General features: G+C 70.2%; 17 protein-coding genes. 3 read left to right on the forward strand and 14 right to left on the reverse strand.

Translation table 11 applies throughout. The features are described from left to right. Positions 1 to 103: 103 nt before the first annotated feature. The 8 genes from RV986_RS00085 to RV986_RS00120 form a co-directional block, all read right to left on the reverse strand. A complete protein-coding gene (locus RV986_RS00085) occupies positions 104 to 835 on the reverse strand; it encodes a transglutaminase-like domain-containing protein (protein ID WP_475915409.1) in 732 nt (243 codons plus the stop codon). Between the two features lie 24 nt (positions 836 to 859). Next, on the reverse strand, positions 860 to 2,020 hold the full coding sequence (locus RV986_RS00090; RefSeq protein WP_475915410.1) for an acyl-CoA dehydrogenase family protein: 1,161 nt from the start codon (positions 2,018 to 2,020) through the stop codon (positions 860 to 862). 19 nt (positions 2,021 to 2,039) lie between these two features. Then, positions 2,040 to 2,417, reverse strand: a complete 378-nt coding sequence (locus tag RV986_RS00095) for an ectoine synthase (RefSeq protein ID WP_475915411.1) — start codon at positions 2,415 to 2,417, stop codon at positions 2,040 to 2,042. A gap of 106 nt (positions 2,418 to 2,523) precedes the next feature. Further along, positions 2,524 to 2,784, reverse strand: coding sequence for an acyl carrier protein (locus RV986_RS00100; protein WP_475915412.1), 261 nt, complete (start codon positions 2,782 to 2,784; stop codon positions 2,524 to 2,526). Further along, positions 2,781 to 4,232 (reverse strand): AMP-binding protein, encoded by a 1,452-nt coding sequence (locus RV986_RS00105; RefSeq protein ID WP_475915413.1) that lies wholly within the window; start codon positions 4,230 to 4,232, stop codon positions 2,781 to 2,783. The genes RV986_RS00100 and RV986_RS00105 overlap by 4 nt, the downstream gene beginning before the upstream one ends. A 315-nt stretch (positions 4,233 to 4,547) precedes the next feature. After that, positions 4,548 to 5,261 (reverse strand): LuxR C-terminal-related transcriptional regulator, encoded by a 714-nt coding sequence (locus tag RV986_RS00110; protein ID WP_475915414.1) that lies wholly within the window; start codon positions 5,259 to 5,261, stop codon positions 4,548 to 4,550. A 114-nt stretch (positions 5,262 to 5,375) separates the two neighbouring features. Continuing rightward, positions 5,376 to 6,404 carry a DMT family transporter gene (locus RV986_RS00115; RefSeq protein ID WP_475915415.1) on the reverse strand — a complete coding sequence of 343 codons (1,029 nt, stop codon included), beginning with the start codon at positions 6,402 to 6,404 and terminating at the stop codon, positions 5,376 to 5,378. Positions 6,405 to 6,481: 77 nt separating this feature from the next. Then, positions 6,482 to 7,846 (reverse strand): TrpB-like pyridoxal phosphate-dependent enzyme, encoded by a 1,365-nt coding sequence (locus tag RV986_RS00120; protein WP_475915416.1) that lies wholly within the window; start codon positions 7,844 to 7,846, stop codon positions 6,482 to 6,484. Between the two features lie 551 nt (positions 7,847 to 8,397). On the opposite strand from RV986_RS00120, the gene RV986_RS00125 reads away from it, so the two are divergent. Together RV986_RS00125 and RV986_RS00130 are read left to right on the forward strand one after the other, a co-directional pair. Further along, positions 8,398 to 8,886 (forward strand): N-acetyltransferase family protein, encoded by a 489-nt coding sequence (locus tag RV986_RS00125; RefSeq protein WP_475915417.1) that lies wholly within the window; start codon positions 8,398 to 8,400, stop codon positions 8,884 to 8,886. Between the two features lie 32 nt (positions 8,887 to 8,918). Beyond that, the gene (locus tag RV986_RS00130) at positions 8,919 to 9,248 is read left to right on the forward strand and encodes a hypothetical protein (protein WP_475915418.1); all 330 of its coding nucleotides are present in this window, start codon (positions 8,919 to 8,921) and stop codon (positions 9,246 to 9,248) included. 215 nt (positions 9,249 to 9,463) lie between these two features. On the opposite strand, the gene tgmC is transcribed toward RV986_RS00130, so the two are convergent. From tgmC to RV986_RS00160, 6 genes are all read right to left on the reverse strand, one after another. Continuing rightward, positions 9,464 to 10,663, reverse strand: a complete 1,200-nt coding sequence (gene tgmC / locus RV986_RS00135; protein ID WP_475915419.1) for an ATP-grasp peptide maturase system methyltransferase — start codon at positions 10,661 to 10,663, stop codon at positions 9,464 to 9,466. Beyond that, a complete protein-coding gene (locus RV986_RS00140) occupies positions 10,641 to 11,444 on the reverse strand; it encodes an MvdC/MvdD family ATP grasp protein (protein WP_475915420.1) in 804 nt (267 codons plus the stop codon). The genes tgmC and RV986_RS00140 overlap by 23 nt, the downstream gene beginning before the upstream one ends. Before the next feature lie 35 nt (positions 11,445 to 11,479). After that, entirely contained in the window at positions 11,480 to 12,715 is a 1,236-nt protein-coding gene (locus tag RV986_RS00145) for an IS1634 family transposase (RefSeq protein ID WP_475915421.1), read from the reverse strand. Next, complete coding sequence (locus tag RV986_RS00150; protein ID WP_475915422.1) at positions 12,712 to 13,077, reverse strand: DUF4277 domain-containing protein; 366 nt, start codon at positions 13,075 to 13,077, stop codon at positions 12,712 to 12,714. The genes RV986_RS00145 and RV986_RS00150 overlap by 4 nt, the downstream gene beginning before the upstream one ends. A gap of 114 nt (positions 13,078 to 13,191) precedes the next feature. Continuing rightward, positions 13,192 to 13,416: a hypothetical protein gene (locus RV986_RS00155; protein WP_475915423.1), complete on the reverse strand. Its 225-nt coding sequence runs from the start codon at positions 13,414 to 13,416 to the stop codon at positions 13,192 to 13,194. 3 nt (positions 13,417 to 13,419) lie between these two features. Further along, entirely contained in the window at positions 13,420 to 13,686 is a 267-nt protein-coding gene (locus RV986_RS00160; protein ID WP_475915424.1) for a putative ATP-grasp-modified RiPP, read from the reverse strand. A 160-nt stretch (positions 13,687 to 13,846) separates the two neighbouring features. Here RV986_RS00160 and RV986_RS00165 point away from each other — a divergent pair. Next, on the forward strand, positions 13,847 to 15,032 hold a 1,186-nt coding region (locus RV986_RS00165; protein WP_475915425.1), incomplete at its 3' end, for a Tat pathway signal protein.

Genomic DNA, 15,032 nt, shown 5'->3' on the forward strand with positions numbered 1-15,032 from the left:
GATGCGGGTGTGGGTGCGGGTGCTGTCGTGCGGTGGGCCGTCCGGCGCGGCCCGCCCGGAAGGGGGGTGGGGCGGGCCGCACCGGACGCCGTCTCGGGCCGTCTCAGGCCGTGGCGCCGGCGGCCTCGCCCGCCAGCGAGCCGGAGACGGTGGTGTGGGCACTGGCGAACAGCTGCGGGTGCGCCTGCCGGATCCCGCCGACCACCAGGTCGTAGGGGACGTCGTCGAAGGAGCCGTGTTCGTGGATGAACTCCATGTGCTGGCGGCCCGTCTCGTCGAACGGGTGGTACAGGCTGTCGGTCCGGCCGTCGAAGTCCAGCGGCTTGATCTTGTAGAGCCGGCAGAGCAGTTTGTTGAAGACCGGGGTCGCCTTCACCCAGGCGTCGTCGAGGTTGACCACCGTCAGGCTGTGGAAGCGGAAGACGTCTCCGCCGACCAGCTCCCGCAGCCGCGGTGAGGCGAGGTGGTTGCGCACATCGCCGTAGTAGACCCGGCTCGGGATGCCCACGGCACGCAGGGCGGCCGCGTACAGGATGGACTTGTGGACGCAGAACCCGAAGCCCTTCTCCAGCACGCCGGTCGCGCTCAGGCCGTACCGGGTCAGGTCCGCGCCGTACACCTCGTAGCTGATGCCGTCGCGGACGGCGTAGTAGAGGGCGATGGCCTTCTCGGTGTCCGTGTCGGTGGCGGTGCCGGCCTCGGCCGCGCGGGCGAGGGTCTTGTCGACGAACGCGCGGACGGCCGGCGAGTCGTGGTCCAGGAACTCGGTCGCGGCCAGTGTGGCCGGGGCGGCGGAGTTGGCCGCGCGCTCGGCGACACCGGTGTTGTCTGCCATGTTTCTCGGGATTCCTTCCAGGTCCTAGGCGAGCTTGGGCGGACGGTTCAGGCCCATCAGGGTGGCCAGGCGCTGGCGCTGGATCTCCGAGGTGCCGGAGTAGATCCGCCCGCCGACGGCGTCCCGCAGGTCCTTCTCGACCCCGTACTCGCTGACGTAGCCGTAACCGCCGAAGACCTGGATCGCGTTGAGCGCGGAGCGCACGTTGGCCTCGCTCACCACCAGCTTGGTCATCGCGACGTCAGCGGAGACATCGGTCTTGGACTGCAGTTTCTCGGCGGTGTCGTAGATCCACTTGTGCGAGGTCTCCAGGTCGATCCGCATCTCGACGATCATGTTGGCGACCGACTGGTTCGAGCCGATGGCCGCCCCGAACTGGGTACGGGTGCGGGCGTACTCCACGCACCGCTCCAGCCGCCGGCGCATCTCCCCGACGATGATCCCGAAGCCGCACAGGATCTCCCACTTCATGACGTGGTCGAGGATGAGGAACCCGGCGCCCCGGCCGCCGATCACATGGTCCCGGGGCACCCGGACGTCGTCCAGGAAGACCTCGGCCAGCGGCGAGGTGCGCAGTCCCATCTTCGCGATGGGATTGCCGACCGACAGTCCGGGTGAGTCCCGGCGCACCAGGAAGACGGTGATCCCGGCGAGATCCCCCGGTGCGCCGGTACGGGCGTAGACGACGAGCAGGTCGGCGATGGAGCCGTTGCTGATGAACGCCTTGCTTCCGTTGAGGACGAAGTCGTCGCCCTCCAGGACGGCGGTGGTGTGCATCCCCATCACGTCCGAACCGCCGGAGGGTTCGGTGATGGCGTGTGCGCCGATCATCGTGCCGGCACAGATCTCCGGCAGGTAGCGGGCCTTCAGCGACGAGGAGCCGAATCGCTGGAGCGGGACACCGGTGCTCACCATGTGGGTGGACACCGAGAAGTTCAGCCCGGAGTCCTGGCAGCCGTAGCCGAGCTGTTCCAGCACGTGGACGGTGGTCAGCAGGTCCTTGCCGAGCCCCCCGTGCTGTGGGTCGAACGGCAGGGCGAACAGGCCGACGTCCTTGAGCCGCTGCCAGCCGTCCCGGTCGAAGATGCCGGTCCGGTCGTGTTCGAGGTGGTCGGCGCCGAGCTTCGCGGCGACGGCGCCGATCGCCTCACGCAGTTCCTGCTGTTCCTCGCTCCAGCGAATCATGACGGGGGACTTCCGATCCTCAGTACTGGGAGAAGGCGTCCTGGCTGAGTGAGTGGCTCTCGTTGCCCTGCAGCGGCGGGTTGAAGACGCTGACCAGTTCCAGGTCCTCGTCGGGGGAGGCGATCAGGAAGTGGGCGTCGTGGTCGTCGAGGGCATACAGCACACCGGGGTACAGGTCCTGCTCAAGGCTGCCGTCGGCGGCCTCGACACGGCCCGAGCCGGAGATGCAGTAGCAGGCCTCCAGGTGGCGCCGGTACTGCAGCCGCGACTTCGTACCCGCCCGGACGACGGTGTGGCAGATGCCGAAGCCCATGTTGTCCGCCTCGACCAGCAGCCGGTGGCTCGGGCCGCTGCCCCATTCGACCGGCGTTACCTGCGACTTCTCACGAATGAACATGTTCTTTTTCTTTCTTCTGGGTGGAGAGGGCGGGGAGTGGGGGGCTGCTCGGGGCCACGGGGGCTGGGGGTTGTTCGGGGGTTCGGGGGAGGGGCTGGGGCTGGGGCTATTCGGGGGCGGTGGCGCCCGCGAAGCGCTGGACGGCCTTCTCGATGGCCGAGACGGACCGGAAGTCCTCCGGGGAGATCTCCAGGTCCTCGAACGGGATGCCGGTCCGGTCGCTGAGCCATCCGATCAGCCGCAGCAGGTCCAGGCTGCTGATCACCCCGTTCGCCAGCAGGTCGTAGGACGGGTCCAGCTCCGAGGCGGGGGTGCCGGGCAGATACTCCGCCGCGATGTACGCGGTGATGTCGTGTTTGACGGTCATTCGATCTTCTCCAGGAGGAGGCGACGGCTCACCTTGCCGGTGGGTCCGATCGGCAGCGGGTCGGTCATCAGGTGGAAGGCGGCGGGAATGGCCGCCCGGTTGACCTTGGCGGCGCAGTAGCTGCGCAGCTGCAGTCCGGTCACCGCGTCGTCGCTCCGCCGGACGAACGCGTGCAGCGCGTTTCCCGAGGCGGGGTGCGGCACGGCCACCACGGCCGCCTCGGCGACGCCCGCGTGGCTCTGCAGGACCCGCTCGACCTCCTCCGGGTTGATCCGCATGCCGCGGACCTTGACCTGCAGGTCGGTACGGCCCACCAGGGCCAGTTCACCGTCGGCGGAGCGGGTGACCACATCGCCGGTGCGGTACCAGGCACGGTCGCCGCGGACGGTGAACCGGTCCTTGGCTCCCGTCTCGCCGAGATACCCGGAGCTCTGGAAGGGGGTGGAGACGAGGAGTTCGCCGGTGCCGGCGCCCCGCAGGACCTCGCCGCCGGCCAGTACCTCGACCAGGACGCCCGGCAGCGGGCTGCCCAGGGGCAGCACGTCCCGGTCGGCCGCCTCGCCGGCGGCGAAGGTGTGGATCATGCTGTCGTTCGTCTCGGTGCAGCCGTACACGTTGTGGAACCGCGCCGCCGGGAAGAGGTGGGCGAGTCCGGCCCGCACCGACCGGTGCACGTGGTCACCGGTCAGCAGCAGGTCGCGCACGCCCGGGAAGTCGCAGTCGGTGGTCGCCTCGGTCAGCAGGCGGAAGAACATCGGCACCGCCTGCACGACGTGCGGCCGGGCGGCCGTCAGCAGCCGGAGCAGATACGCCGGGTCGACGCACCGGTCCTGGTCCGCCGGTACGACCATGCCGCCGTGCCGCAGCGTCGCCCAGATGTCCAGCAGGGTGAGGTCGAAGTTGAGCGGGGCGAAGTTGAGCACCCGCGTCCCGGTGCCGAGCGCGAACGCGGTCCCCGCCCAGGAGGTGAAGGCGTCGATGCCGTCGCCGCTCAGCGGGACCAGCTTGGGTGTGCCGGTGGAACCGGAGGTGGTGAGCAGCAGGCTGGTGTCCGGCGGCAGTGCCGGGGCCGCCGCCGCGCCGCTCTGCGCCGGACGGTGCGTCAGGGCGCCGTCGGCGACGCCCAGCACGGCCTGGCAGCCGCTGCGCCCGACCAGGTCGGCCAGGAGCTGCGGGCCGAGCTCCGTGGAGGCGAGCAGCACCGGCCGTCCGGCGTGCATGCAGGCCAGTACGGTGGCGATCGCCGCGGACGACTTCGCCGCCTGGAGCGCGAGCGGCCGGCGGGTGTCGGGATACCGCTCGGCCAGCTCGGCGCCGATCCGGTCCGCCGCCGCGGCCAGTTCGGCATAGGTGACGACCTGGTCCCCCGTGCCGCCGAACAGCAGCGCCGGAGTGTCCGGGTTCCGCTTCGCACGTGCTATGACGTCCCCTGCCAGCGATCTGGACATAGCTCCCCATTGATCGAGCATCGGAGGACCTACGTTTTTGTGTCCACCGACCGGATGAACCGTCAAGAACAGTGTGCAGCCGGGGCCTTAACAATTTCTTCGGACCAGCGGCGGGGTTTGGTACCCGTTCCTTGGACCTGTATTTCGCAGAATGGTTTGCCAATCCACGACAGGCGTTTGGGAAGAATTACTGCTGTCGTCACCGGAAGGAAAAACAAAAGAACCCACCGGGGCGGTGCGGACCGGAAAGGAATGTCCGGTCCACACCGCCCCGGTGGGGCCTGTGACAACGTTGTTCGAGAAGTGTTCCGGGTGTTAGAAGGCTCCGCTCTGCCGGCCGGAGAGAACACCTTGGTCCCATGCCCAGACAATGGCCTGGGCGCGATTGCGCACACCGAGCTTGCGCAGCAGATTGGACACGTGGAATTTCACGGTCTTCTCGCTCAGCACCAGGGCCCGGGCAACCTCGTTGTTGGACATGCCCGCCGTTATCAGATCGAAGATCTCCCGTTCCCGTGACGTCAGGGTCGACACCCTGGGCGGGGCGGCCTGCGCCGGGACGCGCCGCACCAGGAGGTCCACGAGCCGGCGGGTGAGCGGCGGGGGAAGGACGGCGTGGCCGGCCGAGGCCGCCCGGATCGCGGCGGCGATCTCGCTCAGCGCCGCGTCGTGCAGCACGAGACCGTCCGCCCCGGCCCACAGGTACTCCAGGGCGGCGTCGTCCACCCCCTGGTCGATGAGCACGACCACCGCGATCCGGTGGGTGGCGCGGGAGGTGTGGCCGAGGACCGCACGCAGGATGTCGACGGTCTCCCAGCCGGGATCGGAGTCGTCGATCAGCACGACCTGCGGCTTCTCCGTGTCCAGCAGCCGCAGCAGCTGCGCGCGGGAGCCGGCCTCCCCGGCCGCCTCCAGCTGCGGCTCCCCGGCCATGACGGTGCGCAGTGCCGCGACGAGCAGCGGCCGGCCGGCCAGGACGGCGACCCGGATCCGGCGGGCGGCCGGATCGGGTGCGGGCATCTGTGACATCAGCATCAACCTCCATACTTCCGAAAAGGGGCACCGAGGTGATGAATGCTCCGGTTCGCGCACACACCCGGCCCCGCTGCCCGCCCGGGCCCCGCACGCCGCGCGCCCCCTCGGTCAGGGGACGCGTCCGGCCTCGCCCGCGGGCCGTGCCTCCGCGCCCGCCCCGGCTGCCACGGTCCCGGCGGCCGTCGCCGGCCCCGCGCCCGCCACGGCCGTCGCGAGCACCGGCTCGGGCCCGGTGGCGGCCGGGCCCCGCCGCCACCGCAACCGCCCCGCCCGCAGCTGGTTCTCGCCGATCAGGATGCTCACCACGATCAGCACCCCGCCGATGGGCACGTTCCAGCTGATCGTCTCGCCGAGGAAGACCGCGCTGATGATCAGACTGATGAACGGGACCAGGTAGTTGACCGCGGAGGCGCCGACCGCCCCGATGTCGGCGATGAGCCGGTTGTAGAGCACATAGGCCAGCCCGGTGCCGAACACCCCCAGCAGCACGATGCTGATGGAGACCGACCAGGTGAACGACGGGGTACGCCAGCCCAGGAACGGCAGCAGCGCCGCCTGGATGACCATCGCGACCAGTGTCTGGGCGCCGGCCGAGGCCATCGGGGGGATGCCCCGGTCGGACAGGAACTTGCGTACGAACACCGCGTGAGCGGCGTAGATCCCGGCGACCGCCAGACAGGCCAGCTCACCGCCCACGGTGCCCGTCGCGCCCTTCCACGGCGAGATGACCAGGATGATTCCCGCGAAGCCGAGCGCAAGCCCGGCACTGCGGCGCGTCGTCGCCCGCTCACTGCGCAGCTGGACGGTGGCCAGCGCCAGCGTCAGCAGCGGAGTGGCGCCGGTGAGCACACCGGCCATGGCGGCACTGGTGTGCTGCTCGCCCCAGGCGAGGAGAAGGAACGGGGCGACCATGCCCAGGATGGTCGTGATGGTGATGTGCACCCAGACGAATCCGAACGCGGGCAGTCTGACCCCGGTCGCCAGACCGATGGCGATCAGGATCACCGACCCGAGGACCAGCCGGGCCAGCACCAGCTGACCCGGGTTCAGCCCCTCACCGGAGACCTTGATCAGGGGGTAACTGGAACCCCAGATGACCCCCAGGGCCACGAACTGCAGGGCGCTGAGACGCTTCACGGGATCGACCCGTCCCTTCTGTCGAGCTCACGGTTGTCGGCCTGTCGAGCTCACGGTTGTCGGCGCGGCGCGCCGCGTCAGCCGTTCACCAGCTTGGGAATGCTGTCCAGTCCCAGTTCGAGGGCGCTGGGGTCGATGCTGTCGTCGGCGAGGGAGCCGGCCAGATAGCGGTCGTAGGCACTCAGGTCGAAGTTCCCGTGACCGGACAGGCCGAACAGGATGGTCTGGCCCACCCCCTCCTCACGGCACCGGATCGCCTCGTTGATCGCGCCGCGGATCGCGTGGGTCGACTCGGGGGCCGGCACGATGCCCTCGGTGCGGGCGAACAGCACACCGGCCTCGAAGCAGTCGCGCTGGCGCACCGCGACCGCCTCCATCAGCCCCTCCTCCACGACCCGGCTGACCAGCGGGGCGATGTTGTGCGCCCGCAGACCGCCGGCGTGCACGGACGGCGGCACGAACTGGTGGCCCAGCGTGTGGGTGCGGGTCAGCGAGGTGAGCCCGGCGGTGTCCGAGTAGTCGTAGGCGATCCGGCCCTGGGTGAGCGTCGGGCAGGCGGCCGGCTCGACGGCGATCAGCCGGACGCTGGGCCCGCCGTGGAGCTGGGAACGCAGGAACGGGAAGGCGAGGCCGCCCAGGTTGCTGCCGCCGCCGGCGCAGCCGACCACGATGTCCGGGTAGTCCCCGGCCATCTCCATCTGCAGGATGGCCTCCTGGCCGATCACGGTCTGGTGCGCGCACACGTGGTTGAGCGCGCTGCCGCGGGTGTAGCCCCAGCGCGGGTCGGAGAAGGCGACCTGCAGCGCCTCCGACTTGGCGATGCCGAGGCTTCCGGGGTGGTCCGGGTTCTCCTTGAGAACCGCCCGCCCGGCCTCGGTCTCCATGCTCGGGCTCGGCGTGCAGCTCGCGCCGAAGGTCTCCATCAGCGCCCGCCGGTACGGCTTCTGCTGGAAGCTCACGTTGACCATGAACACCTTGGCGTCCATGCCGAACAGGGCCGCCGCGAAGGCGATCGCGCTGCCCCACTGTCCCGCGCCGGTCTCGGCGATCAGGCCGGTGCGGCCCGCCCGCTTGTTGTAGTAGGCCTGCGGGATGGCGGTGTTCGGCTTGAAGCTGCCGGTCGGCGCCACACCCTCGTACTTGAAGTAGATCCGCGCCGGCGTGTCCAGGGCCTGCTCCAGGCCGCGGGCGCGCAGCAGCGGCGCCGGCCGCCAGCGGGCGTAGAACTGCCGTACCTCTTCAGGGATCTCGAACTCGGCTTCCCTGCTCAGTTCCTGGTCGACCAGCGCCTCCGGCATCGTGCGGGTCATCTCGTCACGAGTGACCGGCTTACCGGTCGCCGGGCTCAACACCGGCGCCACATAGTCGAGGTCGGCGGCGATGTTGTACCAGGTCTCAGGAATGTCGCGGGCGCTGAGCTCGAACCGTACCGGCTCTATCATGGCTGCCTCTCTGCGCGTTGAATCGTTCTATCGGCCACCGCGGCTGTCGGGCTGGCCTCCAGACAACGCATTCTGGCCACTGGGCACACCTGCTGGATACCTCGCCCGACAGGTCGTAGGGAAAACAATGGAAAACCCCGCGAATGCCGGACGGAGGTCTCCGGGGTCTTCTTTTCCCCGCTGGAAATTGGTACATGTACGTCCCCGCCCGTCCGCCCGAATCCGAGGACATCCCGGGTGCGAGTACCGCCCACCGCACCGCCGACCTCTCTCTTTACCCTCCAGGGCCTCCCGCGGAAAGCCCTCCGCGGCAAAGTCTGGGAATTCCACCAGTTCCGCCCCGGCCGGATGGATGGCATCTGCATACGCGTGCGAACCTCGGCCCGCAGGATCCCGCTGGACGCCGCCACCGCAGCCGCCGCCACGGTTCGGCGTCGGCCTCCCGGTCCCGCGACAGCCCGGGCCCGGCCACCCGGCCGGGCCCGGGAAGCACGACCGGGCCGCACCGATGCCCAAGCCGAACGGATCAAACGGGTCAGGGGATGGCAGACATGATTCGCCCAGTTACCGCCGAAGACGTCACACTGCTCCACACCATGGTCCACGGGATGGCCGAGAACGAAGAGGCGACACCGCAGATCAGCACCGACGAGGACGAACTGCGCCGCGCCCTGTTCGGCCCCGAACCGCTGGCCTACGCCCACTTCGCAATCGACGACGAGACCGGCGAGATCGTCGGCTACACCCTGTGGTGCCTCGTCTACAGCACCTGGCGCGGCACCGCCATCCACATCGACGACATCTACGTCCGGGAGGATGCGGTCGGGCGGGGCTTCGACACCGCCCTGCTGAGCACGCTGGCCGGCCTGTGCGCCGAGCGCGGCTACCGCCACATGCAGTGGTGGGGGCGCGTCACCAACGAGCCGACCGCCGCCTTCTACCGGTCACTCGGCGCGGAGATCCCCTCGGTCCAGGGCAAGGAACTGACCGTCTTCCGGCTCTCCGGCAAGCCCCTGGCAGACCTCGCCCCGCAGACCTGACACGCGCGGCGCGGGAGGAGAACCACACGAAGTTGCGCCTCGGCGCCTGTACAGCCGCAGTTCTCGCAGCGGTCTTCGCCCCGGCCCCCGCAGCCCAGGCCGCCACCGTCACCACGACGGCCACGGTCACGGCCGATTACGTCTGCGAGAGTCTGCGGACCGAGTACCGCGGTCATCCCTACGTCGGCTACCAGTTGTGGGCGATCGGCAACAACTGCGCCGGCCCCGTCGTCCTGGGCGAGTGGATCTGCCACACCGTCACCGACGGCACCCAGACCTGGGGCTGCGGGTTCTGGTCCACGAACCGGAACCCGGCGGACGGCACGGAGATCGACGGCGCGCGCCGCACGCGCCTCGGCTGACTCCCCGGAGGTCCCCAGAAGTTCCCGCTGGTCCACGAACACATCAACTTCCACGGGCGCTCCCCGATCGTCCGCAGCCACGGAGACGGGACCCTGCGGGCACAGCGGGACCCGAACGCCACCGAGGAATAGACGCAAGCGGCCTTAGCACCGCCCCACGGGGGGAAGGGCGGCACCAAGGCCGTGTACAGGCCCCCTAACCGGTGGAGCGCAGGTCAGGGGCGGGGAAGCGGAAGGCTGGACATCTGCGGGTGGCGCAGATGCTGGCCACCGTCGGAGACGTGCAGAGTGAACGTCTCCGGCCCAGGCTTCCCGGCCGCATCGTGGGCGTCCAGGACGCGCTCGATCCGCTCCCACAGTTTCACCGGCCCGCCCTCGCGCACCTGCCAACCGCCGTCGCCCGGGGTGAGGGTGGCCGCGGAGCCGGTGACGACGTCGACCAGGTGCACCACCTCGCCCACGGTCGTCATCTGCGCGTCGGGCACCGCGCTCTGGGCAAGGAAGCGCAGGTGGAACGCCTCCTCGGTGGCGGCGCTGATCCGCTCTGGGCTGTGCCGGGTGGTCTGAGGCCTGTCCGGCAGGCCCGCGGCCCAGTGGGCGGGGTTGCCGAACACCGGCGCCGCGTGCGTACGCGCCGACATGAACGACACCGTGCCACCGAGCAGTTGGCCCTCGGCGGTTCCGTCGGCGCCGACCGTGAGGAGGACGCGGGCGTATCCGTAGAGCCAGCCGGATAGGGTGAGCAGGATCTTCCCGCCCGGCCGGGTCTGCGCGAGCAGGGCCGGGGGCACCGCGCGGAACGAGCAGGCGGCCACGATCCGGTCGAACCGGGCCTCGGGCCAGTACCCGTACAGGCCGTCCGCCACCGCCAGGGTCGGCGTGTAGCCGCACCCGTACAGCGCGCTCGCCGCCTGCTCCAGCCGGCGGCCGTCGACCTCGATCGACGTGACGTCGGCGGAGCCGAGCCACTCGCACGCGAGCGCGGTCGAATAGCCGGTCCCGGTGCCGATCTCCAGCACCGTGTGCCCCTCTTGGATATCGGCGTCGGTCCACATGCGCACGACGAGCGAGGGCAGCGTGGAGGACGACGTCGGGGCCCCGCCGTGCCGTACGGCGGGCTGCTTCCAGTCGGGTTCCTCGCCGTCGAACTGCGTGATGAGCGTGGTGTCGGAGTACGAAGCGGCCAGCCACCGACCGTAGTCGAGCTCGGCGGTGACCGGCTTCCACACCGTCAGGCCCTGCCCGTCATGTCCGTCGGCGGGCAGGTAGAAGCCGGGCACGAACCGGTGCCGCGGCACCGCTTGAACAGCCTCCTTCCAGGCCGGATCGGCAAGGACACCGTCCTCGGTGAGGGCGCCTGCCATCGTCTCGCGCAGTCGCGCGGCGTCGGTCTCAAGGTCGGCGGGCATCGTCACGGAGCACCGCCTCCTTCCTGCTCAGGATGTCGGCGAACGCTTCGGTGATGGCGGTTGCGTCCGGGAGCCAGCCCCACTGGCCGTTCGGGTTGCATTCGATCGCCGTCCAGTGCTCCGGGGCATCCCCGTCGCCGGTCAGGGCGAAGTCGAAGCAGCCGAAGGCCAGGCCGAAGGAGGTCAGGTAGCTGTGCAGCGCGGCCTCGATCGGGGCCGGGACGGCAATGGGAGCGTGGATCAGGTCGTCCCAGTTGCCGCGGCGCCAGTCCAGCGCGCCGTCCGGGGCGGCGATCTGCTGGGCGAACACTTGGCGCCCGACCACGGTCACCCGTGCGTCACCGGTCTTGGGGATCTCGGCCTGGAACAGGTGCGCGGTCACGGAGAGGGTGTCGTCGAAGGTGTCGGGGTCGACGCGCTGGACCCAGATCGCCCCGGTGTGCCCGTCCTCGCCCGGGGGCAGGCCGCGGAATGCCTTGTAGATGATGGGGCTGTGCTCGGCGGCGAACTCGCGGGCCGCCTCCGTGTCGTTGGTGACCAGGGTCGGCGGAATCTGAAGCCCGAGCTCGGTGAAGCGTTGGAGCTGGGCGGGCTTGAAGTCGGCCCGGGTGACCGCGGCGGGGTGGTTGACGTACGTCGCGCCGTGCAGATTGTTCAGGATGCTGCCGAGCCCGTGCCTGGCCTCGGCGGCGGCGAAGTCCCGCTGCTGGACGGGCAGGTGCTGATACCGGGCGGCGTAGGGGGTGGGGCGGCGGTAGTAGACCGCCGCCACCTCCCCCAGCTCCACCTCCCGGCTAGCCCCGTACTTCGCGGGTCACCGTTTCAGGTCATTGGCCAGTGGGTTTGGGTGACTTCGATGCCGAGGAGGTCCAGGAGGTGGAGTTGGACGCCGCGGGTGATCTGGACGGTGGGTGGGTCGGTGACGTTTCCGATCCGCAGGGTGAGTTCGCCGAGGTGGTAGAGGATCATCCGGCCGGTTGGCCGCACTCGGCGGTTGTCCGGGTAGAGGCCGACCATGGTCTGCTCGGGGCCCAGGGCTTGTCTGACCTGGCGTTCGATCAGGCTGAAGACCAGCAGGGCCAGGCAGATGACCTGGATCAGGGCGGCGACGCGGTGGTTGTGCTGCACGAACAGCGGGGTGACCGCCAGGGGGCCCTTGAAGTCCGCGTAGCGGCGCTCGACCGATCCCTGGCCCTTGTACTGGATCAGGACCCGGCTCGGGGATGCCTGCTCGGCAGTCAGCGCCGTCAGCAGGGCGTACCATCCGTCGGCGGCGGCTTCGGTCCGCAGGACGTCCTGGTCGAAGTGCCAGGCCAGGGTGGGCCTGCCGTGGTCGTCCTCGCTGATCTCGGTGCGCAGGCAGGAGACGACCCGGCGGGTCCTGGCGATCACCCCGACACGGGCGGCGATCTTCTCGGCGGTGTTGTAGTACCTGCCGCCGGCTCCGCGCCGGACCTTGTCCAGGTCCTCGGTGGCGCGGGTGAGGCGTTTGGTGCGGGCGGCCTGCTGGCCTGCGGCGTTGCCGGTGGAGTGGACCAGGATTCGGCGAACTTCCAGGACCGGGTCGCGCTTGCGCGGGCCGTTCAGGGTGTGGACGTCTTCCAGTACCCGGTAGACCTCGCGCTGGGCGGGGTCCTTGTCCGCGTCGCGGCCGGGCACCCAATCCACGACGGTGGCGGCCTCCAGGTCCAAGGCGGCGTAGAAGCCGTCCTTGACCTGGGCTGCCGGGACCGGGGCGATGAACGCCGTCCCGGCTTCCAGCAGTGCGGCGACGTTCGGGTAGGAGACGAGCTTGGAATCGGCGACCAGCAGGAACTCCTGCTCGCCGGCCAGCTTCTGCAGGTCCTTCATCGCCCCGACGACCTGGGACACCTCGGCCGCGCCGCCGCCGAAGACCCGGGCGTGGACCGGGATGCCGCCGTCACCGGTGACCGCGAGCCCGGCCTGGACCTGCTTCAGGTCCACCCTGCGGTCCTTGGGATGCCCGTGCTTGATCACCGGGAACGCGTCGTCCTGGTCCTCCAGGGGGTAGGTCCCGTGGACGGACATCGACGTCATGTCCCAGTGCAACCGGGACACGTCGATGCCGAACTCGGTGATCGCCCGCGCGCCGCCGTGCCCGCGATCTGCTCCAGTTTCGGGGCGATCGCGTCCAGTGCCCGCGCGAGGCGGTCGTCGTTGAGCAGGCCCGCCTCGATCCCCAGCACTTCCTCCACCGCCCAGGTCCGGGCCCAGTCACCGACCCGGAACAGGGGCATCGGCGAGGTCAGCCGGTTCGCGACCAGCGCCTCGATGACCTGCCCGTGCGTCAGGTGCGCGCTCGGCGCGGACGGGCACAAACCGTCGACGATCCCCGCCACGTCCAGCCGGCGCAGAAACTCGGCAGCGACAGGCAGAGCGCCCAGACGCTTCTCCACCACAGACGTCACCACACACTCAAGACGCTGACGCTGGGACCGAGGCCGCGGAGACCGGGAAGTCATCGACACACCCGGCTAACGCCCACAGCCCCGACCCGGACACGACCGAACCCTCTACTCCAACCGATTCAACGACCCGCGAAGTACAGGGCTAGCCGCGCGCAGCCGTCCGCCCCAGGTGGGGCTGTCCTGCCCGATGCGGGCCGCGAAGGTCAGGGCGGGCCCGATATCGGCGGGGTCGACGCGTACGACGGGCACCTCACGCTCGTTCAGCGCGGCGATGACCTTGTCCGCGGTGAAGTCTTCCAGCGCGGTGACGACCAGGACGGTGGAGGCCATCGGTCAGTCCGACTCGTAGTCGGTGGTGTTGTCGTCCTGGGTCTGCGGCTGCGGGTTCTGCCCGTCGCCGCCCCCGGACATCGACGCGGTGCCGGTCGTCTTCGACGTGCCGTGCTTGCCCAGCTCTACCACGCGGCCGGCGGTGTCGGTGTAGCGGGCGGTCTGTGAGAGCGGGTCGAGCGTCACCGCCGCGTACGACGACGGGCCGACCGGCAGCCGGTTGGTGACCAGCCGCATCGCCCACGGAGCCTCAAATGCAAGCGTCGCCATGCGAAATCCTTTCCCCTGTACCGAGAGCGGTCAGCCGGACGGCTGCCGCCTGCACAGAAATCGATGCCCGACAGGTGCCCTGACCAGTACCGTAGGGGTCGCGAACCGTGGCGGAAATGCCACGCTCCGTATACGCAGGCGGGGAAGGCGAGGCACCGATATGGCCAGCAGATCCAGCAACCCGCACCTGGAGCTGTGGATCGCGGCGACGGGCCTGTCCCACGGGGAGATCGCCCGAAGGATCGCTGCGGTGGCCAAAGCCCAAGGTCACCGGCAGATCGCCCCCGACGCGACCCGTATCCGGCGTTGGATCGACGGCGAGAGGCCCCGCCCACCGGTCCCCGCCCTTCTCGCGGAAGTCCTCTCCGAAGCTGCCGGACAGCCACTCACTCCCGGTGATCTCGGCCTGACGGCCACGGGCCCGGTGCTGGATAGCATCCAGCTCCCGCTGCTGACCGAGGCAGCCGCACAGGCCCTGGCCGGATGGACACAGATGGACCTGTTCATGAACCGCCGCGACACCCTGAAGCTCGCCGTCGGCGCCCCGCTGATCCTCGCTGCCGAACGGATGCTCGGCGGCACTGCCCGCGCCCTGAACAACGACCGCAAGGGCTTCGACGCGGACACCGTCACCGCGCTGGAAGAGGTGACCGCCTTCTTCACGCAGGCCGACGCCTCCAAGGGCGGCGGCCTGTACCGCTCGCCGATCGTCGCCCAGCTCGCCGAGATCGCCCGCCGTATCCAGGACGGGGTTCCCCCGAGCCTGCGCACGAGGGTGTTCACGGCGACCGCCGACCTGGCGGCACTCGCCGGGTGGGTCAGCCACGACTGCGGCCGGTACCCGACCGCACAGCGGTACTGGAGCTACGGCGTCTACGCCGCAGGCGAGGCGGGGCAGCCGGATCGCGGGGTGGAGATCGTCACCCGGATGTCGCACCAGATGATCTATCTCGGCCGCCCCGACGACGCCCTCGGTCTTCTCGGCGTGGCCGCCGCGAAGGCCCGGGTGCCCGCGACCCGGGCGCTGGTCGCCTCGCAGACAGGCCGGGTGCACGCGGCTCTCGGCGACGAGCGCCGGGCGGACAAGCATCTCGGCGCGGCCGACGAGCTCCTGGCGGACGGGCTCGGCGCCGAGGTGCCGGAGTGGGTGGCGTACTTCGACGCCGCCGAGCACGCCGGCGCCCGCGCGGTCTCCGCTCGCGACCTCACAGGAATCGGCCGTCCCCGCCAGGCCGCGAGCACCCACTTCGAGGACGCGCTGCGGCTGCGCAAGCCAGGGTTCGACCGCGTGAAGGTCATGGACCGCGTCGGTCTCGCCGCCGCGCTGTTCGACGAGGGCGAGGTCG

It is taken from the genome of Streptomyces sp. RLA012 (genome assembly GCF_056270325.1).

What these genes read in the sequence shown, in the direction of transcription:
- RV986_RS00095 (WP_475915411.1), bottom strand. Translation starts at nt 2,417, where the DNA reads ATGTTCATTCGTGAGAAGTCGCAGGTAACGCCGGTCGAATGGGGCAGC.
- RV986_RS00090 (WP_475915410.1), bottom strand. Translation starts at nt 2,020, where the DNA reads ATGATTCGCTGGAGCGAGGAACAGCAGGAACTGCGTGAGGCGATCGGC.
- RV986_RS00120 (WP_475915416.1), bottom strand. Translation starts at nt 7,846, where the DNA reads ATGATAGAGCCGGTACGGTTCGAGCTCAGCGCCCGCGACATTCCTGAG.
- RV986_RS00125 (WP_475915417.1), top strand. Translation starts at nt 8,398, where the DNA reads ATGATTCGCCCAGTTACCGCCGAAGACGTCACACTGCTCCACACCATG.
- RV986_RS00145 (WP_475915421.1), bottom strand. Translation starts at nt 12,715, where the DNA reads ATGACGTCGATGTCCGTCCACGGGACCTACCCCCTGGAGGACCAGGAC.
- RV986_RS00085 (WP_475915409.1), bottom strand. Translation starts at nt 835, where the DNA reads ATGGCAGACAACACCGGTGTCGCCGAGCGCGCGGCCAACTCCGCCGCC.
- RV986_RS00160 (WP_475915424.1), bottom strand. Translation starts at nt 13,686, where the DNA reads ATGGCGACGCTTGCATTTGAGGCTCCGTGGGCGATGCGGCTGGTCACC.
- RV986_RS00155 (WP_475915423.1), bottom strand. Translation starts at nt 13,416, where the DNA reads ATGGCCTCCACCGTCCTGGTCGTCACCGCGCTGGAAGACTTCACCGCG.
- RV986_RS00100 (WP_475915412.1), bottom strand. Translation starts at nt 2,784, where the DNA reads ATGACCGTCAAACACGACATCACCGCGTACATCGCGGCGGAGTATCTG.
- RV986_RS00110 (WP_475915414.1), bottom strand. Translation starts at nt 5,261, where the DNA reads ATGTCACAGATGCCCGCACCCGATCCGGCCGCCCGCCGGATCCGGGTC.
- RV986_RS00105 (WP_475915413.1), bottom strand. Translation starts at nt 4,232, where the DNA reads ATGTCCAGATCGCTGGCAGGGGACGTCATAGCACGTGCGAAGCGGAAC.